General features: G+C 70.5%; 31 protein-coding genes and 2 pseudogenes. 20 read left to right on the top strand and 13 right to left on the bottom strand.

Going from position 1 to position 26,882, the window contains the following annotated elements; translation table 11 throughout:
- Nucleotides 1–119 precede the first annotated feature (119 nt).
- The 5 genes and pseudogenes from JNW89_RS38535 to JNW89_RS04000 all read left to right on the top strand — a co-directional run.
- Nucleotides 120–416 (top strand): annotated as a pseudogene (locus tag JNW89_RS38535) (glycoside hydrolase domain-containing protein); the annotation flags it as partial.
- A 70-nt stretch (nucleotides 417–486) separates the two neighbouring features.
- Nucleotides 487–1,887, top strand: a complete 1,401-nt coding sequence (locus tag JNW89_RS04020; RefSeq protein ID WP_238447756.1) for a glycoside hydrolase domain-containing protein — start codon at nucleotides 487–489, stop codon at nucleotides 1,885–1,887.
- Nucleotides 1,888–2,742: 855 nt separating this feature from the next.
- Nucleotides 2,743–3,159 (top strand): hypothetical protein, encoded by a 417-nt coding sequence (locus JNW89_RS04015; RefSeq protein WP_238447755.1) that lies wholly within the window; start codon nucleotides 2,743–2,745, stop codon nucleotides 3,157–3,159.
- 386 nt (nucleotides 3,160–3,545) lie between these two features.
- Nucleotides 3,546–4,316, top strand: coding sequence for an ArsR family transcriptional regulator (locus JNW89_RS37265; RefSeq protein ID WP_305070496.1), 771 nt, complete (start codon nucleotides 3,546–3,548; stop codon nucleotides 4,314–4,316).
- A gap of 13 nt (nucleotides 4,317–4,329) precedes the next feature.
- A complete protein-coding gene (locus JNW89_RS04000) occupies nucleotides 4,330–4,731 on the top strand; it encodes a VOC family protein (RefSeq protein ID WP_238447754.1) in 402 nt (133 codons plus the stop codon).
- A 56-nt stretch (nucleotides 4,732–4,787) separates the two neighbouring features.
- On the opposite strand, the gene JNW89_RS03995 is transcribed toward JNW89_RS04000, so the two are convergent.
- Nucleotides 4,788–5,204, bottom strand: a complete 417-nt coding sequence (locus tag JNW89_RS03995; RefSeq protein WP_238447753.1) for a DUF6223 family protein — start codon at nucleotides 5,202–5,204, stop codon at nucleotides 4,788–4,790.
- Between the two features lie 218 nt (nucleotides 5,205–5,422).
- Between JNW89_RS03995 and JNW89_RS03990 the strand changes: the two genes are divergently transcribed.
- Nucleotides 5,423–6,550, top strand: a complete 1,128-nt coding sequence (locus JNW89_RS03990) for a sensor histidine kinase (RefSeq protein WP_238447752.1) — start codon at nucleotides 5,423–5,425, stop codon at nucleotides 6,548–6,550.
- Nucleotides 6,547–7,209 carry a response regulator transcription factor gene (locus tag JNW89_RS03985; RefSeq protein WP_238447751.1) on the top strand — a complete coding sequence of 221 codons (663 nt, stop codon included), beginning with the start codon at nucleotides 6,547–6,549 and terminating at the stop codon, nucleotides 7,207–7,209. The genes JNW89_RS03990 and JNW89_RS03985 overlap by 4 nt, the downstream gene beginning before the upstream one ends.
- 37 nt (nucleotides 7,210–7,246) lie before the next feature.
- Here JNW89_RS03985 and JNW89_RS03980 read toward each other — a convergent pair whose 3' ends face one another.
- Nucleotides 7,247–7,696 carry an iron chaperone gene (locus tag JNW89_RS03980; RefSeq protein ID WP_238447750.1) on the bottom strand — a complete coding sequence of 150 codons (450 nt, stop codon included), beginning with the start codon at nucleotides 7,694–7,696 and terminating at the stop codon, nucleotides 7,247–7,249.
- Nucleotides 7,697–7,838: 142 nt separating this feature from the next.
- Between JNW89_RS03980 and JNW89_RS03975 the strand changes: the two genes are divergently transcribed.
- Together JNW89_RS03975 and JNW89_RS03970 are read left to right on the top strand one after the other, a co-directional pair.
- Entirely contained in the window at nucleotides 7,839–8,549 is a 711-nt protein-coding gene (locus JNW89_RS03975; protein ID WP_238447749.1) for a DNA alkylation repair protein, read from the top strand.
- Between the two features lie 190 nt (nucleotides 8,550–8,739).
- The gene (locus JNW89_RS03970; RefSeq protein ID WP_238447748.1) at nucleotides 8,740–9,945 is read left to right on the top strand and encodes a D-alanyl-D-alanine carboxypeptidase family protein; all 1,206 of its coding nucleotides are present in this window, start codon (nucleotides 8,740–8,742) and stop codon (nucleotides 9,943–9,945) included.
- 72 nt (nucleotides 9,946–10,017) lie between these two features.
- On the opposite strand, the gene JNW89_RS03965 is transcribed toward JNW89_RS03970, so the two are convergent.
- Entirely contained in the window at nucleotides 10,018–10,917 is a 900-nt protein-coding gene (locus tag JNW89_RS03965) for an alpha/beta hydrolase (protein ID WP_238447747.1), read from the bottom strand.
- A gap of 85 nt (nucleotides 10,918–11,002) precedes the next feature.
- Here JNW89_RS03965 and JNW89_RS03960 point away from each other — a divergent pair, with 85 nt between their 5' ends.
- A complete protein-coding gene (locus JNW89_RS03960; RefSeq protein WP_238447746.1) occupies nucleotides 11,003–11,758 on the top strand; it encodes a PIG-L deacetylase family protein in 756 nt (251 codons plus the stop codon).
- 57 nt (nucleotides 11,759–11,815) lie between these two features.
- Here JNW89_RS03960 and JNW89_RS03955 read toward each other — a convergent pair whose 3' ends face one another.
- The 4 genes and pseudogenes from JNW89_RS03955 to alr form a co-directional block, all read right to left on the bottom strand.
- Nucleotides 11,816–12,460, bottom strand: a complete 645-nt coding sequence (locus JNW89_RS03955) for a M15 family metallopeptidase (protein ID WP_238447745.1) — start codon at nucleotides 12,458–12,460, stop codon at nucleotides 11,816–11,818.
- On the bottom strand, nucleotides 12,457–13,632 hold the full coding sequence (locus tag JNW89_RS03950; protein ID WP_238447744.1) for a glycosyltransferase: 1,176 nt from the start codon (nucleotides 13,630–13,632) through the stop codon (nucleotides 12,457–12,459). The genes JNW89_RS03955 and JNW89_RS03950 overlap by 4 nt, the downstream gene beginning before the upstream one ends.
- Nucleotides 13,632–14,658: pseudogene (locus JNW89_RS03945) on the bottom strand (D-alanine--D-alanine ligase family protein). The gene JNW89_RS03950 and the pseudogene JNW89_RS03945 overlap by 1 nt, the downstream one beginning before the upstream one ends.
- Nucleotides 14,655–15,788, bottom strand: a complete 1,134-nt coding sequence (gene alr, locus JNW89_RS03935; protein ID WP_238447743.1) for an alanine racemase — start codon at nucleotides 15,786–15,788, stop codon at nucleotides 14,655–14,657. Before alr ends, JNW89_RS03945 begins: the two are co-directional and overlap by 4 nt.
- Nucleotides 15,789–16,204: 416 nt before the next feature.
- On the opposite strand from alr, the gene JNW89_RS03930 reads away from it, so the two are divergent.
- Together JNW89_RS03930 and JNW89_RS03925 are read left to right on the top strand one after the other, a co-directional pair.
- Complete coding sequence (locus JNW89_RS03930; RefSeq protein WP_238447742.1) at nucleotides 16,205–16,945, top strand: response regulator transcription factor; 741 nt, start codon at nucleotides 16,205–16,207, stop codon at nucleotides 16,943–16,945.
- A complete protein-coding gene (locus JNW89_RS03925; protein ID WP_238447741.1) occupies nucleotides 16,942–18,597 on the top strand; it encodes a cell wall metabolism sensor histidine kinase WalK in 1,656 nt (551 codons plus the stop codon). The genes JNW89_RS03930 and JNW89_RS03925 overlap by 4 nt, the downstream gene beginning before the upstream one ends.
- A 46-nt stretch (nucleotides 18,598–18,643) precedes the next feature.
- Here the strand turns inward: JNW89_RS03925 and JNW89_RS03920 are convergent, their stop codons facing one another.
- The gene (locus tag JNW89_RS03920; RefSeq protein WP_238447740.1) at nucleotides 18,644–19,429 is read right to left on the bottom strand and encodes an alpha/beta hydrolase; all 786 of its coding nucleotides are present in this window, start codon (nucleotides 19,427–19,429) and stop codon (nucleotides 18,644–18,646) included.
- 135 nt (nucleotides 19,430–19,564) lie between these two features.
- On the opposite strand from JNW89_RS03920, the gene JNW89_RS03915 reads away from it, so the two are divergent.
- Entirely contained in the window at nucleotides 19,565–20,131 is a 567-nt protein-coding gene (locus tag JNW89_RS03915) for a TetR/AcrR family transcriptional regulator (RefSeq protein WP_238447739.1), read from the top strand.
- Nucleotides 20,132–20,208: 77 nt separating this feature from the next.
- Here JNW89_RS03915 and JNW89_RS03910 read toward each other — a convergent pair whose 3' ends face one another.
- The 3 genes from JNW89_RS03910 to JNW89_RS38530 form a co-directional block, all read right to left on the bottom strand.
- Nucleotides 20,209–21,138 carry a CU044_5270 family protein gene (locus tag JNW89_RS03910; RefSeq protein ID WP_238447757.1) on the bottom strand — a complete coding sequence of 310 codons (930 nt, stop codon included), beginning with the start codon at nucleotides 21,136–21,138 and terminating at the stop codon, nucleotides 20,209–20,211.
- A gap of 1 nt (nucleotide 21,139) precedes the next feature.
- Complete coding sequence (locus JNW89_RS03905) at nucleotides 21,140–21,754, bottom strand: RNA polymerase sigma factor (RefSeq protein ID WP_238447738.1); 615 nt, start codon at nucleotides 21,752–21,754, stop codon at nucleotides 21,140–21,142.
- Nucleotides 21,755–21,815: 61 nt separating this feature from the next.
- A complete protein-coding gene (locus JNW89_RS38530) occupies nucleotides 21,816–22,064 on the bottom strand; it encodes a helix-turn-helix transcriptional regulator (protein WP_375155043.1) in 249 nt (82 codons plus the stop codon).
- On the opposite strand from JNW89_RS38530, the gene JNW89_RS38525 reads away from it, so the two are divergent.
- On the top strand, nucleotides 22,003–22,182 hold the full coding sequence (locus JNW89_RS38525) for a hypothetical protein (RefSeq protein ID WP_375155042.1): 180 nt from the start codon (nucleotides 22,003–22,005) through the stop codon (nucleotides 22,180–22,182). The genes JNW89_RS38530 and JNW89_RS38525 overlap by 62 nt on opposite strands.
- 245 nt (nucleotides 22,183–22,427) lie before the next feature.
- On the opposite strand, the gene JNW89_RS03895 is transcribed toward JNW89_RS38525, so the two are convergent.
- Nucleotides 22,428–22,802: a PH domain-containing protein gene (locus JNW89_RS03895; RefSeq protein WP_238447737.1), complete on the bottom strand. Its 375-nt coding sequence runs from the start codon at nucleotides 22,800–22,802 to the stop codon at nucleotides 22,428–22,430.
- 121 nt (nucleotides 22,803–22,923) lie between these two features.
- On the opposite strand from JNW89_RS03895, the gene JNW89_RS03890 reads away from it, so the two are divergent.
- The 6 genes from JNW89_RS03890 to JNW89_RS03865 all read left to right on the top strand — a co-directional run bounded on the left by JNW89_RS03890 (nucleotide 22,924) and on the right by JNW89_RS03865 (nucleotide 26,262).
- Entirely contained in the window at nucleotides 22,924–23,280 is a 357-nt protein-coding gene (locus JNW89_RS03890) for a hypothetical protein (protein ID WP_238447736.1), read from the top strand.
- Nucleotides 23,277–23,726, top strand: a complete 450-nt coding sequence (locus JNW89_RS03885; protein WP_238447735.1) for a MerR family transcriptional regulator — start codon at nucleotides 23,277–23,279, stop codon at nucleotides 23,724–23,726. The genes JNW89_RS03890 and JNW89_RS03885 overlap by 4 nt, the downstream gene beginning before the upstream one ends.
- Complete coding sequence (locus tag JNW89_RS03880; RefSeq protein WP_238447734.1) at nucleotides 23,710–24,015, top strand: hypothetical protein; 306 nt, start codon at nucleotides 23,710–23,712, stop codon at nucleotides 24,013–24,015. The genes JNW89_RS03885 and JNW89_RS03880 overlap by 17 nt, the downstream gene beginning before the upstream one ends.
- On the top strand, nucleotides 24,012–24,347 hold the full coding sequence (locus JNW89_RS03875; protein WP_238447733.1) for a YnfA family protein: 336 nt from the start codon (nucleotides 24,012–24,014) through the stop codon (nucleotides 24,345–24,347). Before JNW89_RS03880 ends, JNW89_RS03875 begins: the two co-directional genes overlap by 4 nt.
- 493 nt (nucleotides 24,348–24,840) lie before the next feature.
- Complete coding sequence (locus JNW89_RS03870) at nucleotides 24,841–25,029, top strand: hypothetical protein (RefSeq protein WP_238447732.1); 189 nt, start codon at nucleotides 24,841–24,843, stop codon at nucleotides 25,027–25,029.
- Between the two features lie 549 nt (nucleotides 25,030–25,578).
- Nucleotides 25,579–26,262, top strand: coding sequence for a DUF1345 domain-containing protein (locus JNW89_RS03865; protein ID WP_238447731.1), 684 nt, complete (start codon nucleotides 25,579–25,581; stop codon nucleotides 26,260–26,262).
- A 367-nt stretch (nucleotides 26,263–26,629) separates the two neighbouring features.
- Here the strand turns inward: JNW89_RS03865 and JNW89_RS03860 are convergent.
- Nucleotides 26,630–26,882 (bottom strand): hypothetical protein (locus JNW89_RS03860; RefSeq protein ID WP_238447730.1); only part of this gene is annotated, 253 nt, incomplete at its 5' end.

The following is a 26,882-nucleotide window of genomic DNA, read 5'->3' as shown; positions in this document are numbered from 1 at the left end:
GCACCGCCGCCGCCCCGGCCAGCGCCGCCCGCACGACGGCGGCCGCGGTGACGGGCTCGTCGCCCGGCACGTTCACCGGACTGGGCTTCGACGCCTGCACCGCCCCGTCGGCCGAGACCATGCAGGCGTGGCTGGCGGCCTCGCCCTACCGGGCGATCGTCATCTACTTCGGCGGTGTCAACCGCGCGTGCACGCAGCCCAACCTGACCGCCTCGTGGGTCGCCACCCAGCAGGCTGCGGGCTGGCATCTCGTGCCGATCTATCTCGGGCTGCAGTCACCGTGCACGACGTCCACCAAGCGCTATCTCATCGACCCGGCGAACCCGGCGGCGCAGGGACGCGCACAGGCGGACGACGCGGTCGCCCAGGCGAAGGCGCTGGGCCTGGCGCCGGAGAGCGTACTCATCTTCGACATGGAGGCGTACCGGACCGACGACGCGGCCTGCCGCTGGCTTCGACGCCTGCACCGCCCCGTCGGCCGAGACCATGCAGGCGTGGCTGGCGGCCTCGCCCTACCGGGCGATCGTCATCTACTTCGGCGGTGTCAACCGCGCGTGCACGCAGCCCAACCTGACCGCCTCGTGGGTCGCCACCCAGCAGGCTGCGGGCTGGCATCTCGTGCCGATCTATCTCGGGCTGCAGTCACCGTGCACGACGTCCACCAAGCGCTATCTCATCGACCCGGCGAACCCGGCGGCGCAGGGACGCGCACAGGCGGACGACGCGGTCGCCCAGGCGAAGGCGCTGGGCCTGGCGCCGGAGAGCGTACTCATCTTCGACATGGAGGCGTACCGGACCGACGACGCGGCCTGCCGCTCCGCGGTGCTCGCGTTCATGAGCGCCTGGACGGCACGGCTGCACGACCTCGGCTACCTCTCCGGCTTCTACGGCAGCATGGCCTCAGGCGTCGCCGACCAGGTCGCGGCCTACAACACCCCCGGCTACGTCCGGCCCGACTACCTGGACTTCGCCCGCTGGGACGGCGCCGCCACCGTGTCCGACCCGGCGATCCCCAGCTCGTACTGGTCTCCCCAGCGGCGGATGAAGCAGTACCGAGGCGACCACAACGAGACGTGGGGCGGGGTGACGATCAACATCGACAACGATTACCTGGACGTCGCTCCCATTCCGGCGACCTCCTTCGGAGACTTCAACGGCAACGGCTGGTCCGACCTGCTGAGCCGCCAGCCCTCCACGGGCAACCTGTATCTCTACCCCGGCAACGGGACGTCCCTCGGCATCCGGACGACCATCAGCACGGGATGGAACGGCATGGATGTCATCATCCGGACGGACTTCACCGGGGACGGTCACGGAGACGTCATCGCCCGCGACAAGGCGACCGGCTACCTGTGGGTGTATCCGCACACGCCGTCGGGGTGGGGCAGTCGGATCCGCCTCGGTACCGGCTGGAACTCCATGCGCGAGATCACCCCGGCCAACGACCTCAACCGGGACGGCTACCGGGACGTGCTCGCCGTGCAGACCTCCACCGGATACCTGTACCTGTACCCGGGCCGCGGCACGTCGCTCGGTGCACGGACGAGCCTCGGAACCGGCTGGAACACCATGGACGAACTCACCGGAGTCGGCGACTTCAACCGCGACGGCTACCAGGACCTCATCGCCCGGCAGAAGTCCACCGGCAACCTCTTCCTCTACCCGGGACGAGCCGGCGGCCTCGGTACGAAGCTGCAGGTCGGCACCGCGTGGAACAGCATGCGTGACCTCGTCGGTGTCGGTGACTTCAACCGCGACGGCTACCCGGATCTGCTCGCCATCGAAAAGTCCACGAGCTACCTGTATTTCTACCGCGGTCAGGGCACGAGCTTCGCCGCCAGAATCCGGCTCGGTGTGAGCTGGGGCGGGATGCAACCCCTGCTGTGAAGTAAGGCCGTCCGAGCGGCGGCGTCGAGGCGTCGGCGCCGGACGCCGCGAGCCCGTCGGCGCGCAGACCGGCGGGCCCGACCTGCCCACAGGCGAGCCCAAGCGTTTTCGACCTCTGTGTCCTGTTCTCCCACTCAGAACCCCGGCGCTTTCAACCCGAGCATTCTGTTCAGCCACTCAAAGGTTCGGGGGTCCTATTTTGTGCGTCTATGACCCTGAATTCGAATATGCAGATAGCGGTACATCCACGGACCGTTTGATTGGGCAACCAGGACATATCCCCTGTCAGCGGACTCGTAACCTCGACCGGTGCCCTTTCTCGTGTCTTTCGATGGACTCCCCCGCCGCCCGCAGTTCGCTTCGCCAACCCTCCCGTCCGGACCCGTTCGACCGTGTTCGTCGATGTCACCGGGACCCGCCGCCGACGGATCGGACGGGCGGGAGTGCTGGTCGCCCTCGCGTCGCTGACGTACCTGCCGATGGCCGGGAGCGGCCTGCTGCCCGGTCCGCCGGCGCCGGCGCATCCCGAACCGCTCACCGTCGGCGGCATTCTGCTCGAACGCAGCGGACGCCCGCCGGCCAGCACGCCATCGCCACTCGACGCCGCGTCCCCACAGCCGGGCCGACAGGCCTGCGGACACGGTGGACCGGCCACCGCGTCCAGCCCTCCAGACGCCGGAGCCCAAAGAGCCGGACCTGCGAGCCCAGCCGCTCGATCCCGCACCCCACCGGCCCGAGTCCGACGCGCCGTCGACCGCCGAAAGCAGCGAACCGGCACCGGCCACGACCTCGCCTGCCCTGCCCGTTCCCGGCCCGGAGCCGGTCAGATGGCCGTTCTGAGCCGCCCTCGCGCCAGTGGCCCACCCGGGCGGCGCAGGTCCGGCTTTCGAGGCGGCGGTCAACCGGCTGCGACGCCTGCCCCGGCCGTGGGCAGACCAGGTCCTCGACCACACCGCCGAACTACTGGCCGAGGAACTCGGCCCGCCCGGGTCTGTCCACTGGCCGCTCCCGGTGCCGCCCGGAGCGGGGCTCGCGCCGTGGGCACGGGCGGACCCGAGCCTGCTCGCCTTCCTCTCCCGGCGCGACCATGCGCGACCGGTGGCGACGCCCAGTGATCCGGAGGAGACGACGCGTCGGCTGCTGTTGATCACGCACCTGGCCCTCGTGGCGCAGGTCGGGGTCGGCGCCTTCCTCGACGTGGCCCTGGTCGGCGCCGGCCGGTCCGCCCGGCCGCCGTCCCGACTGGTCCCGCACTGCCGGCTCGGACGCTGACCGAAGACCCGTCCCGGTCACGTCACTTCACCGTGGAGCCTCCGGTCCTGTTCCTCAAGCGCTCTGCACGATGCGGTTCTCCCACGCCCACGCGGCAATCTCGACCCGGTTGCGGGCGTCCAGCTTGGTCTGGATCCCGGAGACGTGGCGACGTCCCTCGCCGGACGACTGCGGAGCCCTGACCGGACACGAGGCCGGCCAGGGCTCCGCAGGGAAGCGGAGCGCCCTGCCGGTCTCCGCCGGACCGGACTACGCGATGCCCGGCGCCGAGTCCTCCCGGCGGCCCGGTCGCAACGGGCACCATCGTCGACCGACTCGCCTTTCGCGCCGACCATCCACAGTCGATCTGCTATTCCATCAAGTCGGTTTGATGTATCATGGTGATCATGGCGCTGTCGAGTCAAGCTCCCCCGGCGTTCGTGCGCTTGGCCGCCCATCCGCTGCGGTGGCGGCTGCTGACCGAGCTCGCCAACAGCGACTACCGCGTCCGGGAACTCGTGGCGCTGGTAGGCGAGCCTCAGAACCTGGTCTCCTACCATCTGCGGCTGCTGCGTGACGGCGGGCTGGTCACGGCCACGCGCAGCAGCTTCGACGGCCGCGACAGCTACTACCACCTGGATCTGGACCGCTGCACAAATGCGCTGGCCGACACCGGCGCCGCGCTACACCCGGCGCTGCGCCGGGAGCCCGCACCGCACCCACCGGTGGACCTGCGGCGCCCGCCCGGCGTCGGAGTGCTGTTCGTCTGCACAGGCAACAGCGCCCGCTCACCGATCGCCGAGGCCCTGCTACGCCACCGCACCGGCGGCCAGGTCGAGGTGGCCAGCGCCGGCAGTCAGCCCAAGCCCCGCCATCATCCCAACGCCATCCGGGTCCTACATGAGGAGTTCGGCATCGACATCACCGGCCAGCACCCCCGGCACTTGGACACGGTGACCGGCAGCCGGTTCGACTACGTGATCAGCCTGTGCGACAAGGCCCGCGAGGCCTGCCCCGACTTTCCGGACCATCCCCGGCGGGTGCACTGGAGCATCCCCGACCCCGCCACGGCCGGCAGCACCGATCAGACCAGCTACCCCGCCTTCCAGCACATCACGACCGACATCGACACCCGCGTCAGGCACCTGCTGGCCGTGCTCACCGCCAGCCACTCTTGAAGGAGATTCAGTCGTGACAGCATCCGACCAGTACGCCAACGTCCGTTACCTCGTTGATGACGTCCAGACGGCCGTCGACTTCTACACCACCCATCTCGGCTTCACCCTCAACACCAGCGCCGCGCCCGCCTTCGCTGACGTGCTGCGCGGCCCGCTACGGCTACTGCTGTCCGGGCCAGCCAGTTCCGGCGCCCGAGCCACTCCCCAGGACGCCACCAGCCCGGGCCGCAACCGCATCCACCTCACTGTGGACGACCTGAACGCTGAGATCGACCGACTCCGTGGCGCGGGGCTGTCGTTCCGCAGCGAGCCGGTCTCCGGGCCCGGCGGGCGGCAGATCCTGCTCGCCGACCCCGCCGGCAACCTGATCGAGTTGTTCCAACCCGCCCACACGTCCACCACGCCAACCACCTGACCACAGCCCGCCGTGAAGAGATCCGCCGGCCTTCGTGCCGGTGTGCGGAGGCTCAGTCAGCCAGCGCGGCGGGCGCGGGCCAGACCCAGCCCGCCGAGGGCCATGGCGATCAGGCCCACCACCACGGCCACGAAGCCGCCGACAATTCCGCCACCGGTACCGGGACCACCATCGGCGCCAGCCACCACCAGCCCGCCGATCACCACGGCGGCCAACCCCGCCGCCAGGGCCACGATGGCCACCCTCTTCCCGGTGCCGATACGACCGGCGGAGCGGGCCAGCGCCAGCCCACCGATGACCACGCCGACCAGCCCGAGCAGCGCGGCCACCAGGGACCAGAGACGCCCGGCGGTCAGGGTGTAGGAACTGACGGCGACCGGCTGGACCAGAGCGTGCGCGGCCGACGGTGTGGCAGGCCCGAAATCTCCGAACATGGCGGCTTCGGCGGCGGCAAGCAGGTGACGGACGGACATGAGGTGCTCCTTCTCCTCTGACGACTGGACGTCGCCTGATCCTGTCCGCTGGACCCACCGCCGGTCGTCGTGCGGGCGCAGACAGTTCGCGCTGCCGCCGATGCCGTAGCCGGCTGCCGCGGCTGCCGCAGGCGCCGCGAAGGTACTGCGGGCGCGGTATACCGCCACTCGTCCGCGAGCGGGATTCCCTCGCACCGGCGTCCGGTTAGGGTGCGCGCATGGACAGAGGACGGTTCGGTGTCCCGGCCGGGGTCCGAGACTGGGCGATTGCCGTCGGCGTGACGGCGGCGCTGCTGGCCGCCGGGCTGTCCGAGCAGCAGTCCGCCACGAACGTCGACCTGCTCGGCTACACGTTGTTGGCGGCGGGTGGGGTGGCGCTCGCGGCGCGTCGCCGGGCTCCGGTTCCCGTGCTGGCCGTGACCGGGTTGTGCGCGGTGGGTTACCAGGCGGCCGGTTTCGACGTGCCTGCCGTCGCGTACCTCTTCGCGGTGTACGCAGCCGTGCGGGCGGGGCACCGCATCGTCACGGTGGCGGCGAGCGTGACCCTGCTGGCCGCTCTCCCCCTGGCGGCCCTGGCTTCGGGCCTGCACGACACGGGCGAGGCGTTCGCGCAGGCCCGAGGCGCCCTCGAAATCGCCTGGCTGATCGCTGCCGGCGCCGCCGGGGAGGCGCTGCGGCAGGCCGAGCGGCGGGCGGACGAAGCCGAGCGCACCCGGGAGGAGACCGCACGGCGTCGCGCCGATGAGGAGCGGCTGCACATCGCGCGGGAGCTGCACGATTCGCTCACCCACCAGATCTCGGTCATCAAGGTGCAGGCCGAAGTCGCCGTCCACGTGGCCCGCAAGCGGGGTGAACCGGTGCCGGAGGCCCTGCTGGCGATCCGCGAGGCCGGTCGTGAGGCGGCCCGGGAGCTGCGAGCGACCCTGGAGGCGCTGCGCGACGACGACACCACCCCGCCACACGGGCTCGACCACATCCCGGAGCTGGTGGAGCGGGCTGGCAGGACCGGCCTGGAGGCGACGCTGACGATCGAGGGACAGCGGCACGACGTGCCGGCCGCGGTGGGCCGGACCGCCTACCGGATCGTTCAGGAGTCGCTCACCAACATCACCCGTCACGCCGCCGCGGCTACCGCGTCGGTCCGGATCGACTGCCGACCCGACGTGCTCGCCATCCAGGTCGACGACGACGGCAAGGCCACGCCGGACAGTGCGCCGATGCCCGGCGTCGGGCTGCTCGGGATGCGCGAACGGGTCACCGCCCTCGGCGGTCGCCTGCGCGCGGAGCCGCGCAGCGAGGGGGGCTTCACCGTCCAGGCCGAACTCCCCGTGGACCAGACATCATGATCCGTGTCCTGCTGGTCGACGACCAGCCGCTCATTCGCAGCGGATTCCGCGCGCTCCTCGACCTCGAGGACGACATCGAGGTGGTGGCCGAGGCCGCCGACGGGAGCGAGTGCCTGGCGCTGGCCCGGGAACACCTGCCCGACATCGCGCTCATCGACATTCAGATGCCGGTCATCGACGGCATCGAGGCGACCCGGCGCATCGCCGCGGACCCGACCCTCGCCCGGGTGCACGTCGTCATCCTGACCAACTACGGCTTGGACGAATACGTCTTCAACGCGCTGCGCGCCGGCGCGGCCGGATTCCTCGTCAAGGACATCCAACCGGAAGACTTCCTCCATTCCGTACGCGTCGCCGCGCGCGGCGACGCGCTGCTCGCACCGTCGATCACCCGCCGGCTGATCAACCGGTACGTCAACCAGCCGCTGCACACCGCCGCCGGCACCGGGCTCGACGAGCTGACCGGCCGCGAACGCGAGGCCGTCGCCCTGGTCGCCCAGGGCCTGTCCAACGACCAGATCGCCGACCGCATGGTGATCAGCCCGCTGACCGCGAAAACCCACATCAACCGAGCCATGACCAAGCTCCACGCCCGCGACCGCGCCCAGCTCGTGGTCCTCGCCTATGAATCCGGCCTGGCAGTCCCGCGCAGCTCCTGAAGTCCACGGTGCGGGTGCAGGCCTGCCCCGCAGGGGATCAGGAGACCGCGGCCTGCACCAGTTCGACGACCTTCTTCTCTACCGCGGGGCTCCACTTCTGCAGTGCGTACGCCACCGGCCACAGGTCTCCGTCGTCGAGGTTGGCCGTGTCCTGGAAGCCCAGGGTCGAGTACCGGTAGTTGAACTTGCCCGAGTCCTGGAAGAAGACGACAACCTTGCCGTCCTCGTTCACGTAGGCGGGCATCCCGTACCACGTCTTCGGCGACAGCTCCGGGGCGGCAGCCGTCACCGTCACATGCACCCGCTCGGCGAGCGCACGATCTTCCGGCGCCATCTGCGCGATCCTGTCGAGGAGCGCTTGCAGCCCGTCGGCCTTCTTGGTCCCCTTCTTGCCCTCGGCGCGCAGCTCGGCGGCGCGCTCCTTCATCGCGGCACGCTCCTCGGGGCTGAAGCCGTCGGACACGGTGGTGGAATTCTTCGCGGACACTCTCGGGCTCCCCTTTGCCTTGTAGGTTCGGCGTGATGCCGGCTACCTGGCAAAAGGCTAGGGCCCGACGGCAGCCTGCCGCTTCTCGATTCCTGATCAGATGGCCGGCCCGGACGAGGCGTTCGAGTAGGGTTGCACAGTCATGGCCACGACCGCCGACGTCCGTCACGAACTAGCCAGCCTCGCCGACCCGCTGCGGGCGGAGGCATCGAGCCGGTTCCTGCAGATGACTCCAGGCGGGTACGGCGAGGGCGACACGGCCATCGGCGTCTCCGTGCCGGAACAGCGCAGGGTGGCCGCCCGCTACTGGCGCGACCTCTCCCTGGCCGAGACGGCGAAGCTGCTGACCAGCAGCGTGCACGAGGAGCGGCTGACGTCGCTGTTCATCCTGGTGCGAAAGTTCACCAAGGGCGACGACGAGGAACGGGGCGAGATCTTCAGCATCGTCCTGGCCAACACCGGTCACCTCAACAACTGGGACCTGGTGGACTCATCCGCTCCGTACATCGTCGGCCCCTGGCTGATCGACAAGGATCGGAGCGTCCTGGATCGGTTGGCCGAGTCGAGCCTGGTGTGGGACCGGCGCATCGCCATCATGGCAACTTTCGCCTTCATCAAGGCCGGCGACTTCCATTGGACCTTCCGCCTCAGTGAACGGCTCCTGCGCGACCCGCACGACCTCGTCCAGAAGGCGGTGGGCTGGATGCTGCGCGAGGTGGGCAACCGTGACAGAGCAGCGGAAGAGAAGTTTCTGGCCCGACGGTACCGGGTCATGCCGCGGGTCATGCTGCGGTACGCGATCGAGAAGTTCGAACCGCAGCGACGTCGGGAGTATCTGTCCAGCGTTGTCTAGATAGTTGATGCCCGCCACTTTGTGGTGGTTCGTCACCAACGCACCAACCGGGATATGCCCACTATCCCGGACAGTCTTGCGAAACGGCACAAGATGGTCGAAAGAGCGCAGCGCGTCCAAAGGCCGGAATCCTCGCCGCGTTTCTGCAACCGGCCTGCGCCTGCTTTGTCAGCAGTTACCGTGCTTTAACATGACCGTCGTTCGCATCAGTGCCGTGGTGCTCAGCGCCCTACTGACCACGCCCGGCGCGGCAGTCGGGTCCTCGACGTCGGCGGCGTCCGCGCCGTACGTGCCCTGCCCGACCGTGAGGCCGCCGGTGCCCCCACCCGCCGCACCGTCGCCGCCACCGGTCGGTCCCGCCGACCTGGCCGTCGGCGGTGAGACGCTGGCGACGGCGGGGCTGGCCATCCCCGCGGGCGCGTCGATGGCGCCGTCGGTCACCGCCACCTCGTGGGTCGTGGCCGACCTCGACAGTGGCGCGGTGCTGGGTGGATGCGGCCCGCACGAACACCGCACGCCGGCCAGCGTGCAGAAGATGCTGCTGGCCGCGGCCCTGATGCCGCACCTCGACCCGGCACAGGTGGTCGAGGTGACCCGGGCGGATCTGCGGGATCTCGATCCGGCCAGTTCGGTGATGGGGGTGGTCGAGGGCGGCCGTTACTCGGTCGAGAGCCTGTGGCTGGGGCTACTCCTCAAATCAGGAAACGACGCGGCCAACGTGCTGGCCCGCGCCGGCGGCGGCACCGCCGGGCGGCAGGGCGGCGTGCAGGCGATGAACGACGAGGCACACCGGCTGGGCGCAAACCAGACCCACGCGGCGACACCATCCGGCCTGGACGGCCCCGGTCAGTACACCAGCGCGTACGACCTGGCGCTGATCGCGCGCGCCACCTACGCCCGCGCAGACTTCCGGCGATACATCGCTACCCGAGTGGCGGAGATACCGGCAAATCCGGGAACGCCAGGCTTCTCCATCACCCACGACAACACGCTGCTGGACCACTACCCGGGGACGCTCGGCGGGAAGACGGGCTTCACCGACCTGGCGCGACAGACATACGTGGGGGTGGCCGAACGTAACGGCCGGCGGCTCGCCGTGACCCTGCTCGGCGCGGAGACCGCGCCACTGGGGAGCCTGGGCGAGGCGGCGGCCCTGCTGGACTGGGGCTTCGCTCTCCCGCCAGACGCGTCGGTCGGCCGCCTGGTCACCCCCGATGAGAAGAAGCAGGACCGTCCCATCACCGAGGTCAGAAGCGAGCGCCACGGTCAGGCTGAGGCAGGACCATCGTTCTCGTTGACGGCCATCCTCGGCCTCGGCGCCGCCGTCGTACTGGCCGTCCTCCTCCTGGCGGCTTCCTGGCGACAGAGGGCCGCGCGCCGGGCGGCCAACCCGTAGGTCGCCGACGACCAACGGGGCGGTAGGTCGAGCGGCCGGATCTCGCCGGTCTGGTCGATGCCCGGCTCGCTTTCACCAACGGTGGAGCGCGGCGGCCAACTGGGCCAGGGCGACATGGGCGGCGTCGAAGAGGGCCAGTTTCCGCGGGAAGTTGTGGATGAGTCCCTGGTACCGCGATGCGGTGACGGGAACGCCGGCCGCCAGCAGCCCGGCCCCGTACCGTTCACCCTCGACGGACAACAGGTCGAGCTCGGCGGTGATGACCACGGCGGGGGGCAGGCCGGTGAGGTCGGCCCGCAGTGGATCCAGATCCGGCTGGGTACGGTCCACGCCGGGTGAGGCATACGCGTCCCAGAAGAACCGCATCTCCTCCCGGTCCAGGCCGTACTCGTCCAGTGCCGGATAGTCGGCCGCAGGGTCGATGACCGGGCAGATGAGGATCTGGCCCGCAAGACGGGTCCCCGCATCCCGGGCGCGCCGAGCGGTCACCGCCGCAAGGTGCCCTCCCGCGGAGTCACCGGCCACCGCGATCCGGCCCGGGTCGAGGCCGTGCCGAGCCGCTCCGGGCCCGCGCAGCCAGGTGAGCGCTCGCGCCATGTCGTCCACCGCGGCCGGGTAGGGATACTCGGGGGCGAGCCGGTAGTCCACGGAGAGCACCGCCCAGCCGGACGCGGCCGCCAGGTGCCGGCACAGCCCGTCGTGGGTGTCCACGCTGCCCATCACCCAGCCCCCACCGTGCGCATAGAGGACCACCGGCAGCGCATCGTGATCGCCGTCGCGGTAGAGCCGGGCGGCCACGCCGCCGGCGTCGACGCTCACCACGGACCGGATCGCGGGTCCGCCGCCCACCTCGGCCGGAGTCGCCTCGACCATGCTGAGCCGTGCCGCCGGCAGGGTCGCCCGGGTGAGCGGGACACGCTGCTGGACCTGCATCGCCGCCCGCGCCTGCGGGTGGAGCCGGCTGGAGTCCACCCGCTCATTATCGCCTGCTCGACGGAGGTCAACGTTGCCGGTCCGGCGGTGACGGATCGGCGGAGAGGCGAATACGGTGTGGACCGTGGATGAGCTTCTACCGGCACTGCCAGAGGACTGGGAGCGCTGCCTCGCGGTGGCCGCACACCCCGACGACATCGAGTACGGCGCAGCCTCGGCGATCGCCCGCTGGACCGCACAGGGCAAGCAGGTCACCTATTTGCTGGCCACCCGGGGCGACGCAGGAATCGACGCAATGCACCCGGACCAGGCCGCCCCGTTGCGCGAGGAGGAGCAGCGCGCCGGGGCCCGGGAGGTCGGCGTGGATGTCGTGGAGTTCCTCGACCACCGCGACGGGGTCGTCGAGTACGGTCCGGACCTGCGCCGCGACATCGTACGGGCGATCCGTCGGCACCGGCCCGAGGTCATCGTCTCGGGCGCCTTCACCGTCCGGATGACGGGCGGCATCACCAACCAGGCCGACCACCGAGCGGTGGGGCTGGCCACGCTGGATGCCGCCCGCGACGCGGGCAACCGGTGGATCTTCCCAGAACTGGTGGACGAGGGGCTACCGCCCTGGGGCGGCGTGCGCTACGTCTGCTTCGCCGGCGCCGAGCGCCCCACCCACGGCGTGGACGTCACCGGCGAGCCGCTGCAGCGCGGTATCGCCTCGCTGGCCGCGCACGCCGAGTACACCAATGGCCTGGGCGTGGCCGGCCCCGAACCCGGACCGCTTCTCACCTGGGCCGCCCGTCAGGGCGGGCCGGCGCTGGGCGTGGAGGCGGCGGTCCTGTTCGACGTGCACGCCCTCACCTTCGAGGGTCCGCCACCCTGGCTGTGAGCCGCACAAGCGCCCATGATTCGCACTCCGAGCCGCGCCACAAAAGGACTTGCCGCTTCACGGCAGATCCACCGGCCCGTACCGGGTCCGGGCGGCCCCGGTGCTCAGCGCCCAGTAGCGGTCGCCGAACGACCAGTGCCACCATTCGGTCGGGTAGTTGACCATGCCGGCAGACGACAGCGCCTGGCCCAGGATGTCGCGATTGGTGCGGGCCTGCGGGGAGATGTGGGGTGATCCCGTGAAGCAGGCGTTGGCGCTGTCCACCGGGCTGGCGTTGACGATCGTGCCCAGGTCCAGTTCGGTCCCATCGGCCGTACAGAGGGTGAGGTCGACCGTCCCGCCGGTACTGTGCGGAGCCACCTCGGGCGGCGAGATGTACTTGCTGGCCTCCACGTGCCGGCGCGCCGAGTCCCACTCCGGGTACCTGCGGCGCAGTTCGTCCTGGTAACTCTCGAAGTAGGTCGTCTGCAGGCTGAGCGGCCGGTACCCCTCGATGACCAGCAGCCGCAGCCCTCCGGGCAGGGTCCGCTGGGCGGCGAGCAGGCGCTGCACCGTCGCCTCGCGCAGGTGCGCGTACGCGCCGGCCTCGTCGGCCAGCCGGTCGTCCACCCGAAGGTCCGCGACCTGGCGTACGTCGACCAGGGCCTCCCCGTTGTCGCCGAGCGGGATGGCCGAGATTCGCCGATCAGACAGCAGGATCATGACCGGTACCGCCCAGCGGCGTCGATGATCGCGCTGGCCACGGCCGTGGCCGCCTGGGGCCGGCCGTGTCGACGGGCGGCGTTGGCCAGCTCCTGGCGTCGTTCCGGGTGGTCGAGCAGCACCATGATCTCCTCGTAGAGGCGGTTGGCGGAGGCGTCGGGGCCGGCGAGCATGCGGGAGGCACCGGCCTCGGCGAGGTGCCGTGCGGTCCGCCGCTGTTCGTCGCCGCCGGTGGGGACGAGCGGGATGAAGACGCATGCCTTGCCGAGGGCGGTGAGTTCGGCGACGGTGCCGGCGCCGCTGCGCGCGACGACGATGTCCGCCGCGCTCAGGACGTCGGGCAGCTCGCCGTGAACGTAGTCGACGACCCGGTACCTGCTACGCAGGTGTTCCGGGAGGGCGGCCGCGACCTGCCGCATCCGGTCGAGGGAGTGGTCGCCGCACTGGTGCAGCACCTGACATCTCCGCAGGAGTCCGGGGAGGATGTCGGCGATCAGGTTGTTGACCTGGACGGCGCCCTGGGCGCCGCCGGTGACGTACACCAGCGACAGGCGCGGATCCAGGTGGTACGCGGCGAGCGCCCGGTCGCGGTTGCCCGTGAGGATCTCGGGCCGGATCGGGTTGCCGGTGACCACCGCGCGAGTTCTCGCTCGGGCGGGCAGATGCTCGATGGAGGACTCGTGGCTCAGCAGGACTCGGTCGGCGAGGCGGGCGAGGATCCGGTTCGCCAGCCCGAGCGCGAGGATCTGCTCGTGCATGACCAGCGGGCGGCGGGTGATCCAGGCGGCGATCCCGATCGGGACGGAGACGTATCCGCCGGTGGAGAAGACCACCTCGGGCCGGGTGCGCACCACGACCATGATGGCCTGGAAGACGCCGACCGGCACGCGGAAGGCGTCGGCGACGTTGCGGCCCCACTCGTGCAGGTTCGGCGAGCGGCGCAGTTTTCCGGTGGTGATCGCCGTGAAGGGAATGCCCTCCCGCCGGGCGATCCTGGCCTCCAGTCCGTGGGCGACGCCCACCCAGCGAACGTCCGGTGCGGTGCCGGCGGCCGCCAGCCGGTCGCGGAGCGTACGGATCGTGGTCAGCGCCGGGTAGGTGTGCCCGCCCGTTCCGCCGCCCGTGACGATCATGCGGAGACCACGGAGATGTTCCGCGGTGTAGACGGCCATCAGCAGGGACTCGGGCAGGGGGCGGCGGTGTCGCGTCGGTGCAGTGCGCCCTGGATGAGGATGTCGAGCAGTGCCGGGTAGCCGACGCCGGCCCGCTGCCAGATCTGCGGGTACTGGGAGGCGGCGGTGAATCCGGGGAAGGTGTTGACCTCGTTGATCACCGGCTCCCGGTGGTCTCCGGTCCACCCTGTGCCGTGGTCGGCGTCCGGATCCGGGAGGAAGAAGTCGACGCGGAGCAGCCCACGGCAGCCGAGCGCGTGGAACGCCTGCACGGCCCGGTCCTGCAGCAGTCGGGCGGTGCCGGGGTCGAGTCGGGCCGGAATGTGGAAGACGGCACCGCCGTCGTACTTGGCGTCGTAGTCGAAGAAGGCAGCGTTCGCCACCCGAATCTCCAGCGGCGGCCCGGCCTCGACGCGACCGTCGGGGTGCTGGAGGACGCGACGTCGATCTCGCGCCCGCGCACGGCGCGTTCGACGAGAACCTTCGCGTCGCTCTCGCGCGCGAGCCGCAGGGCGGCGGGCAGTTGCGCCCATTGTTCGACCTTGGAGACTCCCAGGCTGGAACCGCCCGGGCCGGTTTGACGAAGACGGGCAGCCCCAGCCGCTCCTGATCCCGCGACGACAGCTCCTCGTCGGGCCGCAGCGTCACCCCGTCGGCCACGCGCAGGCCGTCGGCGGCGAGGAGTCTCTTCGTGACCGGCTTGTCCATCCCCGCGGCGCTGGCGAAGACACCATTTCCGACGAACGCGACGCCGAGCCACTCCAGCATCGACTGGACGGTGCCGTCCTCACCGTACGGGCCGTGCAGCGCCGGGAACACCACGTCCTGGTCGCCGAGGGTCCGCAGCGCCTGCGCGAACGTGGCCCGGTCGCCGTTCACCCGCCACTGGCCGTCCCGCTCGATCAGCACCTCGGTCACCTGGTAGGCGGCGGGGTCGAGGTGGGCGAGGATGCTCTCCGCCGAGCGCCGGGAGACGTCGTGCTCCCCGCTGCGCCCACCGAACAGCACCGCCAGACGAACAGTCATGATGTTGCCGCTTCCCGGGGTAGGTGTACGCGCGCCACTCGCGCGCCGATTCCGGTCAAGACTTCGTGCGGGTTGGTGCCGGCCCACCGCGCCCACTCGGCGGCCGTCGGCTCGGCCGGGTCGGGCGAGCCGGGCTCGGCGCCGGGACCGAAGACGACCACCGGATCGCCGAGCGCCACCGGCAGGTCGCCCACATCGACGACGCACTGATCCATGGCGATGCGCCCGACGATCGGGCAGCGCCGACCGGCGAGCCAGACCCACGCGCGGCCCTCGGCGGTGCGCGACAGGCCGTCGGCGTACCCGAGCGGCAGCAGGGCGAGCGTGGTCGGCCGATCGGTCACATGATCGGGGCCGTAGGACACGCCGGTACCGGCGGGCACGCGCTTCAGGTTGATCACCCTTGACCGCAGGGTCATGGCGGGTCGCAGGCCGTGACGGCGGGAGCCGGTCGCGCCGAACGGGTCGACGCCGTACATGGCCAGGCCGATCCGGCAGAGATCGAACCGGGTCTGCGGGGCGGCCAGTGCCGCCGCCGAGTTCGCCAGATGCACCACGTCGGGGTCGAGCCCGGTTTCCCGAGCGATCCGCAGCGCCTCCTGGAACGTCGACAGCTGCCGGACGATGCTCGGGCAGCCCGGCACGTCGGCGTTCGTCAGGTGGGACCACACCCCGCGTACCCGGACGCTGCCCTCCGCCTCGTGCTTGCGAGCCCAGGCGACCAGCTCGGGCCATTCGTCGCCGCCGGCACCGTTGCGTGACAGACCGACGTCCGCCTTGAGCTGGACCGCGGCGGGCACACCGAGATCCGTGGCCGCGGCGGCGATCGCGCGCAGGTGGGTCAGGGTCGACACCGCGATGTCGACGCCCGCGGCGATCAGGCGGGTGAAGTCCTCGTCCGGCCGGTGCAGCCAGCTCAGGACGGGTGCGTCGATGCCCGCCGATCGCAGCGTCACCGCCTCCGTCGCCGAGGTCACGCCCAGCCAGGCGGCGCCGGCGCCCACCGCAGCCCGCGCCACCGGCACCGCGCCGTGCCCGAACCCGTCGGCCTTCACCACGGCCATCAGCCCGGTACGTGCGATCGCCGCGATCGTCCGGATGTTCTCCGCGATCGCCGCGAGGTCGATCACGGCCTCGGCCAGCCGGACGCTCTCGTTTATCGCACCGGTCCCCGCGCGCCGACCACGCGTACCCGGCGTCACCCGGCAGCCTCGGGTTCGACGGGCGGTTCATCCGGCGGTTCGGCGGCCCCGTGCCCGCCGACAGCGGCGGCCCGGCGCACCGCGAGCGTCTCCCGGATCCGCCGCCGGACCGCCCGCCGCTGTTGCTCGTCGCGGCGGCCTGGATGTGCTGGTTCGAAGATCATGTCCGGCCCCTGACTGACATGACTGGCACGGTAGGCAGCCGGTGGTGAAGAACCTTTGAAGAAGCCGTGGGCCAGCTGTACGGATATCCCGCTCGCCGTTCTCCGGGGCCCGCCCACATCAGTTCTTCACGGGTTTCGGGTTTACTTGACCCCCGCCACCACCAGGCAGAATGGGGAAACATGAGCGCGCGGATCCTGGTCGCCGAGGACGACCCCAAGCAGGCCAACCTGGTACGGGTCTATCTCGAACGCGAGGGGCACAGCGTGCTGCTGGTCGGCGACGGGCGGACCGCGCTGGACCAGTGCCGGGCCCGCCGGCCGGACCTGGTGGTCCTCGACGTGATGATGCCGGTCGTCGACGGCCTCGACGTGTGCCGGATCCTGCGCGCCGAATCGGACATCCCGATCCTGCTGCTGACCGCCCGCACCACCGAGGAGGACATGCTCCTGGGCCTGGACCTCGGTGCCGACGACTACCTCACCAAGCCGTACAGCCCGCGGGAGCTGGCCGCCCGGGTACGGGCGCTGCTGCGCCGGGCCCGGGTGGTGAGCGCCGACAACCGGGCGGTGCTACGCGTCGGCGACCTCGAGGTGGATGCCGGCCGGTTCGAGGTACGCGTCGGCGGGCGGCCGGTCGCCCTGACGGCCAAGGAGTTCGGCATCCTCGAGGTGCTCGCCGGCGAGCCCGGGCGGGTGTTCACCCGGGCGCAGATCATCGACCGGGCCTTCGGATTCGATCATTTCGTGCTCGAACGCACCGTCGACGCGCACGTGATGAACCTCCGCCGCAAGATCGAGGAAGACGTTGCCGAGCCGCGGTACGTGCACACCGTCTACGGCCGTGGCTACCGGCTCGCCGAACCGGAGCCGGAACTGGCGGCGGCGCCGACGCCTGAGGGCACGCCCGGAGCCAGCCGGTGAGTTTTCGGCTCCGGGTGCTCTGGCTGGTCGTCCTCGTCGCGGTGAGCGCGACCGCGGCGACCGCGTGGCTGACCCTGCGGCAGGCCTCGCAACAGATCAGCGACTCGGCCACCACCGACCGGGCGCAGCTCGACCAGGTCGTCGCCCGACTCAGGACGTACGGCAGCCTGCACGGCACCTGGGAGGGCGTGCCCGACCTGGTGCGGGACCTGCGCGCCCAGACCGGTCAGCGGATCCACCTGGTCGCCGACACGGGCCAGGTGATCGTGGACACGGACACCCAGGAGAACCGCACCGCCCGGCCGCTCGGCACGATGGTCGGGTTCGTCGACCCGCGGCCGGTATTGAATCTGGCCGCACTGCCAGCGGAGCCGGCAGGCCGGGAGAAAGGCACGGTCGCCGCGATCGCCGCCTACCGTACCGGCGTGCGGTTCGCGGCCTGCCTGACGCGGGAATCCGTCCCTGTCGTCGCTTCACCCACCGGCACGGGAGTTCCGCAGTTCGACGCCGACCTGAGCAAGGCCGACGGGCGCGGTCGCCGGGGTGTCAACGAGATCGTCGACGGCTGTCGCGACGTCGCGGCCGAGCCGGGCCGGGACCTGGTGGACGCTGCGCGGGTGCAGGTCTGTGGCACCTCGACGGTGCAACCACTGGATTCCTGCCTGGCCCAGGCCTTCACCAACGAGATCAGTGACGTCGCGCCGATACCCGCCCGGGTCTACCTCGGCGCTCGCGGCGATCCGGCGTCCGTGTTGACCGCCGGTCCACTGCTCGCCGCGGCAGCGGGCGTTGCGACGGTCGCGGTCATCGGCACGATGCTGCTGAGCCGGCGGGTGCTGCGCCCCATCGACACGCTCACCGCGGCCGCTCAGCGGCTCGGCCGGGGCGACCTCACCGGACGGGTCCCGGTGCGGGGCAACGACGAGCTGGCGGAGTTGGCCCGGTCGTTCAACCGGATGGCCGACTCCCTGCAGCGCGGGGAGGAGCGGCAACGCCGGCTGGTCGCCGACGTCGCACATGAACTGCGCACCCCGCTGGCCAACCTGCGCGGCTATCTCGAGGCGCTCTCCGACGGCGTGATCACGCCGGACCAGGATCTCTTCGCGTCACTGCACGAAGAGGCGATGCTGCAACAGCGCATCGTCGACGACCTGCAGGAACTGGCCCTGGCTGAGGCCGGCAAACTGGCGTACCACCGGGTCACGGTGGATCTGGCCGAACTCCTCGAGACCTGCCGCACCGCCCACCACGCCCGGGCGGAGTCGGCCGGGGTGTCGTTGCGCGTGGCGGCCGAGCCGGTTGCGGTACACGCCGATCCCGACCGGCTCCGCCAGGTGGTGGGCAATCTCGTCACCAACGCCCTACGGGTGACCGCTGCGGGCGGCAGCGTCCGGCTGGTCGCGAGCCGGACCGACACGCAGGCGATCGTCCGGGTCGTCGACACCGGCTCGGGAATCGCAGCGGACGCGCTGCCGCATGTGTTCGACCGGTTCTGGCGGGCCGACTCCGCACGGGGCCGCCGTACCGGGGGCAGTGGCCTCGGCCTCGCCATCGCCCGCCAGATCGTCACCGATCACCAGGGCACCATCACGGTCGCGAGTGAGGTCGGCGTCGGGACGACATTCACCATCACGCTTCCCCGCGTCGACTGAAAGGCCACCTCCCGTTTCCAGGAAGTGGCCTTTGAGCCGCCGCCGCTCAGGCGGTCTGCGTACGCACCCAGTCGAGAACGGGCTGGGCGACCTCGCGCCAACCGCTGTCGAAGACCAGCGAGTGGCCGCGATCGTCGAACTTCCGGTACTCGGTGTTGCCGCCCGGCCGGTAGAGCTCGGCCGCCTGCCGCGCCACCACCTCGGGGATGGTGTGATCCCGGCCGCCACCGATGATCAGAAGTGGCCCCCGGTTCCGGTCGTCGAGGTCGACCGCAACCGGGGACGCCGGGTCCTTCTTCGCCGCCGTCAGGTCGAAGATCGGCCGGCCCGGGCCGGGGATCGCCCAGCGGTCGTAGAGCTGGTCGGACTCCTCGCGGCTGAGCGCGTTGCCGAAGCGGTACCGGAACTGGCGGCGGCTGAGCATCACCGCGCGGTCGCGGTTGGCCTTGCGGCGGAGCACCGGCAACGCCGACCAGACCTGCGCGAACGGCAGCGCTCTGACGCCCTTGATCGGCGCCGGGTCGATCGCCACCGCGACCCGGGCCGCGCCCGAGGCGAGCAGCTTCTGGGCGATGAGCCCGCCGAACGAGTGCCCGATCACGACCGGCGGCTCGCCGAGCCGCGCGATCCGCGTGTAGTGGTCGGCGATCTCGCGGACGCCGTAGCCGGCGACATGCTGCGGCTGCTGCCGCGTCCGGGTGACGGTCTCGCCGTCACCGGGCCAGCCCGGCGCCTCCGCCTCGAATCCGGCCGAGCGGAAGAGGTCGAGCCACGGATCCCAGGCGCGAGCGTGGATCCAGAGGCCGTGTACGAAGAGAACGCGGGTCGCCACGATGACTCCTACGAGTGCAGGGAGAAAGAACGATCGTTCTTTCTTCGCCCTCCAAGCTAGCCATAATGCCCGCTTAACAGCAAGCCGTAGCCGAGTGAGAGAAAGAACGATCGGTCTGCGGTGTAGGATGCAACGATGGCGAGCACCAGGCGACCGGCGCCCCGCGAGCAGCTCCTCGCGACCGCGAGCCGGCTGTTCTACAACGACGGCATCAACAGCGTCGGGGTCGACCGCGTCCTCCAGGAGGCCGGAGTCACCCGCGCCACTCTCTATCGCCACTTCGCCGGCAAGGAGGCGCTCGTCGTGGCGTACCTCGAACGCGAGGACCAGATGATCCGGGCGCTCTGGGACGAAGGGCTCGGCCGCGCCGTCTCCGCCGACCACGCGCTCGAGATGGCGATCGAAGGGGTCGCCGACGACGCCTACCGACACCACACGCGCGGCTGCCCGTTCATCAAGGCGGCCGGCGAGTTCCCCGACCCCGAGAGCCCGGTACGCCAGGTGATCAGCAAGCACCGTGCCTGGTTCCACGCCGAGCTGCGGCGCCTGCTCACCGAGGCCGGCCGCGACGACGTCGACGCCAAGGCCGAGACCCTCGCCATGCTGCGCGACGCCCTCATGGTCGGCTGCTTCCTCGACGACCCCGACGCCACCCGCCGCACGTTCGTCCGCAATGCGCGCTGGGTGGCCGGCCTGCGCTGACGGAAGCTCCCCGAACGCCCGGTCAGATCCGGAGACCGGGCGGGCGCGCCGAGGCGGCCCGCCCGGTGAGACGGAATTCAGCTGGTCTGACCGACTCGGTCGACGATGGCCAGGGCAAGCACGGCCGACGATCCCGCCGAGCCGCCCACGCCGAGGAAGGTGTAGGTCTCGGGGTGGAAGACGAGCACGATTTCGCCCGAGCCGCGAGTCGATGGCCAGCTGATGCCGATGCCCGATCGACCCGCGCCGTCCTTGACATGCTCCACGGCTCGCAGGTCCGGAGTCGTCGCCGCGGCCTCGTAGAGTGCCGCGAGGGTTCGAGGGCGTAGGTAGCTGCCGGTGAGGTAGTAGAGCACGTCCTTGCCGGCGGCATTGGCGTCACCCGGTTCACCGCTGCGCTGCTCGATCAGAAAGGTCCGCATGGCGTCGGCATCGGTGGGCAGGTCGGCGCGGTAGGCCGGCGCCGGGGTGCACCGCGCGGTCACGCCCGGAACCACCTGGCCGCCCTTGACCGCCGCCGCCCGTCCGTTCCGGCAGCCCGGCACGACTGTTTCCGTGCGGCCCGTGGCAGAGGTCTCGATGACCAGACCGTCCCGGGTTCCGTCCACCGACATCCAGCTCTCCCGCGTCCCCGGTCCCTCCTGGCTGCGTGAGTAGACGAACTGATCGGGCCGGGGCTCGACGTCGGGCACTCGCAGGGCGGCGGTTGCCGCGTTCCGGAGCACCTGGCTGGCATCGGCCCGCGCGGCCGGCGTGTCGCCACCGAACCGGTCCGGCGCGAGCACCAGTACCGAAACGAGCGCCGCCGCGGCGCCCGCCGACACCACCCCGCTGAGCACGAGCCGCCAGGCCGGTCGCCTCGGCCGAGGACGCGTCGAGGGCACGGTCGGCGTCAGGGGTACGGACGACTCCGCCGTCATCGCGGTCGTCAGCCGGGTGCGAGCCGCGCTCAACCGCTCGGCCGTCGGCAGCTCGGTCTCGTCGCCGAGCTGCTGGAGCAGTCGCATCTCATCCATTGCTCAGTGCCTCCTCGATCGTGCTGGCCGGTTCGCCGCCCAACTGCTCACGGAGCAGCCTGCGGGCTCGGTTGAGTCGTGATCGCACGGTGCCGACCGGGATCGCCAGTGCGGCGGCAACCTCCTCGTACGTCAGTCCCTCCCAGGCGATCAGCAGCAACACATCGCGATCTCCGTCGGAGAGCACGGCCAACGCATCGAGGAGAAGTCGGCGGAGCGATTGCGCGGTCACCACGGTGGCGACCCGGTCGGCATGTGACGCCTCGCTCGTCGCCGGGACGTACGCCTGCCGTAGCCGGTATTCGCGCTCCGCCGCCCGCCGGTGCTGGCCGGCGATGTTGGTGGCGATCCCGTACAGCCAGGGCCGGGCGTTCGGACAGCTGAGGTCGAATCGATCCCGACGACGAAACGCCGCGAGGAAGGTCTCAGCGACCAGGTCGTCCGCGGCCGGCGCACCGAGGCGCCGGGCCAGGTAGCGATGGATGTACGGCGCGTGCCGGTCGAAGATCGTCGAAAAGGTCTCCGGTTCCTGCACGGACCGCGCGATGATCGCGGCGTCCGTCACCGCGCCGACGTCGACATCCTTCACTCGTCGCAGGTGCTTCATGTAGGGCCCTTCGCGGAGTCGGGAAGCGTCACCTGTTATCCGCACCCCACGGCCGGACGGTTCACGGGCGTGGGTGGCGAGGTCTCGCCCCGCGGGTCGCGGCCGAGTGACCCGCCGCGATTTCTCGGTGGCCCACGGGTCGTGACGCCGGTGGCGCCGCCGGTTTCGGGGCGGACAGCGCCGAGCGGAGCTGTCTGCGAGGGCTGACCCCGAGCTTGGTGAACACCTTGCCGAGGTGCCACTCCACCGTGCGTGGACTGATGAACAGCTGGGCGGCGATCTCCGAGTTGGTGTGCCCGTCTCTGGCCAGCCTGGCGATCTGGGCCTCCTGCTACAACCAGCTCGACAAGGGCGGGCACTTCGCGGCGTGGGAGCAGCCGAAGGCCTTCGTCCAGGAGCTGCGGGCGGGCTTCCGGTCGATGCGCTGAGTGAGCGTGTTCCGGGCGGGCGCACCTGCCCTCGCTCGCCGGGGCGACCGAAGGGCTCGGCTCCGAGCCCCTCGGTCGCCCCGACCTACCCGGCGGCGGGCCCTCGTGGACTTCTGGACGCTGACCTGCGTCGACTGGTGGAGGTGATGTGCGGGTCCGCGGTCGTCCGCTCGTGCTCGCCGGTTTCGCTGCTCGACGGCCGTGCCTGGTGTGCCAGGCCGTAGAACGCGGTCCGCTGGTCCCTCTCAGAGAACGTGGGTCGCGACCAACTGGCCGACCGCTCGGATGTCGCAGCTCGACTTGAACTCGAGTCGGACCTTGCCGAGCCCGCTGAACCACAGGTCGAGTTCGGCGTCGAGATCAAAGGAGCCGGCCGTCTCGACGGAGAACGCCTGGATCTTGCTGTAGGGCAGAGAGGTGAAGTCGCGCTTCTTGCCGCTGAAGCCCTGCACGTCCACGGCGATCAGCCGCTTGCTGGTGAAGACCACGAAGTCCCGCATCGCCTCGAAGCAGGAGAGCAGCTCCTCCCCCGGAATCAGCAGCGGCGCAACCAGAGGGCCGATCTTGTCCGCGTTGCCCGGACCCAGCTTGAAGACGGCGCCGTTGGTAAAGTCGATCATGGCAGCACCCTAGATGATCAGCACCGCCAGCCTCCCCGCACCCTGGTTCACTCGCCCTGGCGCACGGCCCTTCAGCATCGGGCTTGCATCTGGTACCCAGGTACAGGCTTACCGTCGTGGTATGAGCGACCAACACATCACGGCGGACAGCGCCTGGGTGCCGGATGCCTGCACCCTGCCGACGGCGGAACGGCCGCTGCGGCTCGCCGAGTTCGATCAGTTCTTCCGCGATGCGGTGCGGGGTGTCGACCGGTTGTCGGCGGAGCACCTGCGGTTGCACCTCGCCAGTGCCGTCCAGATAGAGGAGACGGCGCGGGACCTGACGGTCCGCGAGTCGTCCTGCTGCTCGTTCTTCGCTTTCGACCTGTCCCGGTCCGGCCCGGAGGCGCTGACGTTGGACGTGCGGGTATCGGCGGCACACGTCGACGTGCTCGATGGCCTCGCCGAGCGTGCCGCGTCAGCTCAGGGCGAGCGATGACCGATGCAGGACTGCGCAGCGGCCAACTGGCCGACGCGGCCGGGGTGAACGTGCAGACCCTGCGCTACTACGAACGACGCGGCCTGCTCACCTCCCCGCAGCGGTCCCCCGGTGGGCACCGGCTCTACCCGGTCGAGTCGGTGACCCTGCTGCGGGTCATCAAGACCGCGCAACGCCTCGGATTCACCCTCAACGAGGTCGCCGACCTGCTCGACACCGGCCGCCACCACCACGGCAGTCGACCGGACACGGGCCTACAGACACGGGCCGGCGAAAAGCTCGTCGAGGTGGAACAGAAGCTGGCGGACCTGACCGTCATCCGCGACACCCTGCGCGCCGCCATCTCGGCCGGCTGTGACGACCTGATCGCCTGCGCCGGCAGCTCCTGCTGCCCCCTGCCATTTGCTGAGCTCGCCGAAGGAGATGACCGTGCCGACCATTGCTGACCGGCTGCGCCGCCTGCTCCCCTCCGGCATGACGGGACTCGCAGCGACCGCCTGCGCCGCCTGCTGCGTGCTGCCGCCGCTGCTGGCCGCCGGACTCGGCGGTGCCGGGTGGGCCGCGGCCAACCGCTTCATGCCCGGTGTCGCCATCGCCCTGGCCGTGCTCGCCGGCCTGTCCTGGTGGTGGGCCGGCAGACGTACCCGCACCGCCGGCTGTTCCGGCGGCAACTGCTCGTGCGACCAGCCCGACCAGCACGGCCGCCGCGTGGTCCAGCTACCGTCCGACGCATGACCGTTGCCCGCTCAATTCTGCTGTTCCTACTCGCCGCGGTCGCCGAAATCGGCGGCGCCTGGCTGGTCTGGCAGGGCTGGCGGGAGAATCGAGGGCTGCTGTGGATCGCCGCCGGAGTCGTCGCGCTCGGGTGCTACGGCTTCGTCGCCACCTTCCAACCCGACCCGAACTTCGGCCGCATCCTCGCCGCCTACGGCGGCGTCTTCGTCGCGGGCTCCCTCGCCTGGGGCATGATCGTCGACAAGTTCCGCCCCGACCGCTACGACACCATCGGCGCGGCCATCTGCCTCCTCGGCGTCACCATCATCATGTACGCCCCACGCAGCAGCTGATCCCAACGACGTGGCGAAGGTGATGGGACACAAGCAGACGTTTGACCACCTTGAGCCGCTACACCCACTCGACGGCTGAGCGCGACCGCCGGGTGCTGAAGCCTTTGCTGCCTTCTCGCTGCCTCCGGCAAACGACTGATCTGCAGATACGAGTCAAGCCCCTCGATTGAGGGGCCTTGAGCTTGCCCTACCGGCCTGGTGGCGCTCGGTTCGGTTCGGTTCGGCTGGCACCGCTGCTGTACTTCGCTGCTGTACTGCTGGCATCAGACGAGCGGCTGAATGCGGACCTTCGCGCGCTCGTCTGCCGACGAGGTGAGGCGACCGGGCAGAGAAGCCCGGTCGCGGTGCGCGCTTGGTGCTCGTAGGCTGCCGCCCAGGAGTGCACTGGGAGGGGTTTGTGAGCAGGAGACGGTACGTCGCCCGAGGGGTACCGGGCGGGTACCGCATCTGGGACAACAAAGGCTGCCGCCCAGGAGTGCACTGGGAGGGGTTTGTGAGCAGGAGACGGTACGTCGCCCGAGGGGTACCGGGCGGGTACCGCATCTGGGACAACAAGGCCCGCCGCTGGTGGGGCGACTTCTACGAGCTGTGCCCTGATGAGCTCCTCGATGAACTGAACGGCGCGAAGGACTACGAGAAGATCACCACTCTGCTCAGGCGTTACCGGGCGTTGCAGCGGTAGCAGGGCGGCGTCGCGGCGGTTCAGGATACGGCGCGGCGTTGCGACGGCCGCCGCGCCACAGCCGCTGCCGGGCCCGCCACACCACCGGTCAACGGCCTGTCGTTCTGCGGCGGCCCCTCCGGGCCCCCCGCCTTCCACGCCAGCCGCCGGGCATCAGACTGACGGCCGCAGAGCGACAGCGGCAGCGGCGGCGCGCGCCCAGCGGTGGCGCGTGCGGCCCGTTCAGGGCGCCTTGATAGACGTACAGAAAGTTGTCCCACACAGGTCGGCAGCGGCTGTGTTCCGTCACCGGAGATGCTTGACACTGGCGTCCCACCTGATGCCCGGCGATCCCCTCATGACGCGTCGCGGAGGCCTTCACGGTCCGCGACGGGGGCGCGCATCGCGGCAGTTGCGGACGTTCCGCTCGCTCGCATGCAGTCGGGTCGCACTGCTCTACCGGCGCAGAGGCATGCCGATTGCTGGATCAGTGGGCCATCCAGGTGACCAACGGGCTCGCTCTGCGCGGCTATGAGCACGCAATGCGGTGCGGTGGGAGACACTCGGACGATGACCGGTATGCCCCCGGAGACGTTGTTTCACCGATGCCTAGGCTGGCACGCCCCTGCCCTGCGGCGAGCCGTCATCGTCGCCGTGATCGGGCTCATTGTCGCTCTCGCGCTCCTGCCGTTCATGACGTGGGAGTTGGCCGCGGTCGGGGGCTGGGACGCCGCCGCGCTCGCCTTCCTCCTCTCAATCTGGCCGGTCATCATCCGAGCGGACAGCTCCCACACCGAGACGATCGCCATGCGTGAGGACGAGACGCGGGTAACCGCCGCAGTGCTGCTGGTAGGGGCTGGCGTCACCAGCCTGCTCGGTGTCGGCGTTGCTCTCAGCCTCGCCGGCCGGCACGGCGGCTCCATGCGGGTGCTGTTCGTCGGCGTCGCACTACTGACCGTCCTGCTGTCGTGGACCGTTGTCAACACGGTCTTCACCCTGCGCTACGCCGACCTGCAGTTCCGATCAACAACCGGGGGGATCGGCTTCGAGGGCCAGCCTGTGCAGGGGCAGACCACCTACCGCGACCTGGCCTACGTCGCCTTCACGATCGGCATGACTTACCAAGTATCGGACACGACCATCAGCGATCGGCGGATCCGGGGCAGCGTGCTGTCCCATGCCTTCGTGTCGTACGTGTTCGGTGTGGTGATCGTGGCGGGTTCCGTCAACCTCATCGCCGACCTGGCCCGCTGATGATGTCGGACTACCGCCGGTTGGTGGCAGGCACAGATGCTCCCTGGCCGCCCGGGCGGAGAGTAGGCCCGACGAGGCCGAGCTCGGCCTCCACCCGCTCCCAGCCGGCACCACCCTCAGGCTTGTGACGCCATCCGGTCAGGTCGATGATCCGGTCGATTCACGTCAGCTCATCATTCACGTCCGGCAAAGTAGGAGCACAGGAGGACAGTGGGCGATACTGGGATCGAACCAGTGACCTCTTCGGTGTGAACTCTCGGCGAGCGGGTCGGATCAGGCTTGATGCGAGGTCAACGGGCCTGGTGACGCTCGTCTCGGTCCGGTTCGGCTGGCACCGCTGCTGTACTTCGCTGCTGTACTGCTGGCATCAGACGAGGCGCTGGATGCGGACCTTTGGGCGCTCGTTTCTCAGGTGGCCCTGATTGTGCTGGCGGACCTGCTCGTCCCAGATTTCCTGGTCGTAGTCCGGGTTCGGTGGGATCCACCGGTGGGAGCCGTCGCTGTAGTGGAACTTTTCGTCCCCGGGCCGCAGGATGCTCATCGCACCCAGCCGAGAAAGCGGCGGTGCAGGATGCCGGCCGGTGTCCAGTGCAGGTCTTCCGTCGCCCGGGCCAGTTGCG

This window comes from Micromonospora sp. 4G55, from assembly GCF_016803375.1.
The sequence above is the reverse complement of the archived record's forward strand: the minus strand, read 5'-3'. Positions and strand labels throughout refer to the sequence as shown.

What these genes read in the sequence shown, in the direction of transcription:
- JNW89_RS04020 (WP_238447756.1), top strand. Translation starts at nt 487, where the DNA reads ATGCAGGCGTGGCTGGCGGCCTCGCCCTACCGGGCGATCGTCATCTAC.
- JNW89_RS37265 (WP_305070496.1), top strand. Translation starts at nt 3,546, where the DNA reads ATGGCGCTGTCGAGTCAAGCTCCCCCGGCGTTCGTGCGCTTGGCCGCC.
- JNW89_RS03995 (WP_238447753.1), bottom strand. Translation starts at nt 5,204, where the DNA reads ATGTCCGTCCGTCACCTGCTTGCCGCCGCCGAAGCCGCCATGTTCGGA.
- JNW89_RS03990 (WP_238447752.1), top strand. Translation starts at nt 5,423, where the DNA reads ATGGACAGAGGACGGTTCGGTGTCCCGGCCGGGGTCCGAGACTGGGCG.
- JNW89_RS03985 (WP_238447751.1), top strand. Translation starts at nt 6,547, where the DNA reads ATGATCCGTGTCCTGCTGGTCGACGACCAGCCGCTCATTCGCAGCGGA.
- JNW89_RS03975 (WP_238447749.1), top strand. Translation starts at nt 7,839, where the DNA reads ATGGCCACGACCGCCGACGTCCGTCACGAACTAGCCAGCCTCGCCGAC.
- JNW89_RS03970 (WP_238447748.1), top strand. Translation starts at nt 8,740, where the DNA reads ATGACCGTCGTTCGCATCAGTGCCGTGGTGCTCAGCGCCCTACTGACC.
- JNW89_RS03955 (WP_238447745.1), bottom strand. Translation starts at nt 12,460, where the DNA reads ATGATCCTGCTGTCTGATCGGCGAATCTCGGCCATCCCGCTCGGCGAC.
- JNW89_RS03950 (WP_238447744.1), bottom strand. Translation starts at nt 13,632, where the DNA reads ATGGCCGTCTACACCGCGGAACATCTCCGTGGTCTCCGCATGATCGTC.
- JNW89_RS03930 (WP_238447742.1), top strand. Translation starts at nt 16,205, where the DNA reads ATGAGCGCGCGGATCCTGGTCGCCGAGGACGACCCCAAGCAGGCCAAC.
- JNW89_RS03915 (WP_238447739.1), top strand. Translation starts at nt 19,565, where the DNA reads ATGGCGAGCACCAGGCGACCGGCGCCCCGCGAGCAGCTCCTCGCGACC.
- JNW89_RS03910 (WP_238447757.1), bottom strand. Translation starts at nt 21,138, where the DNA reads ATGCGACTGCTCCAGCAGCTCGGCGACGAGACCGAGCTGCCGACGGCC.
- JNW89_RS03905 (WP_238447738.1), bottom strand. Translation starts at nt 21,754, where the DNA reads ATGAAGCACCTGCGACGAGTGAAGGATGTCGACGTCGGCGCGGTGACG.
- JNW89_RS03895 (WP_238447737.1), bottom strand. Translation starts at nt 22,802, where the DNA reads ATGATCGACTTTACCAACGGCGCCGTCTTCAAGCTGGGTCCGGGCAAC.
- JNW89_RS03890 (WP_238447736.1), top strand. Translation starts at nt 22,924, where the DNA reads ATGAGCGACCAACACATCACGGCGGACAGCGCCTGGGTGCCGGATGCC.
- JNW89_RS03885 (WP_238447735.1), top strand. Translation starts at nt 23,277, where the DNA reads ATGACCGATGCAGGACTGCGCAGCGGCCAACTGGCCGACGCGGCCGGG.
- JNW89_RS03875 (WP_238447733.1), top strand. Translation starts at nt 24,012, where the DNA reads ATGACCGTTGCCCGCTCAATTCTGCTGTTCCTACTCGCCGCGGTCGCC.
- JNW89_RS03865 (WP_238447731.1), top strand. Translation starts at nt 25,579, where the DNA reads ATGACCGGTATGCCCCCGGAGACGTTGTTTCACCGATGCCTAGGCTGG.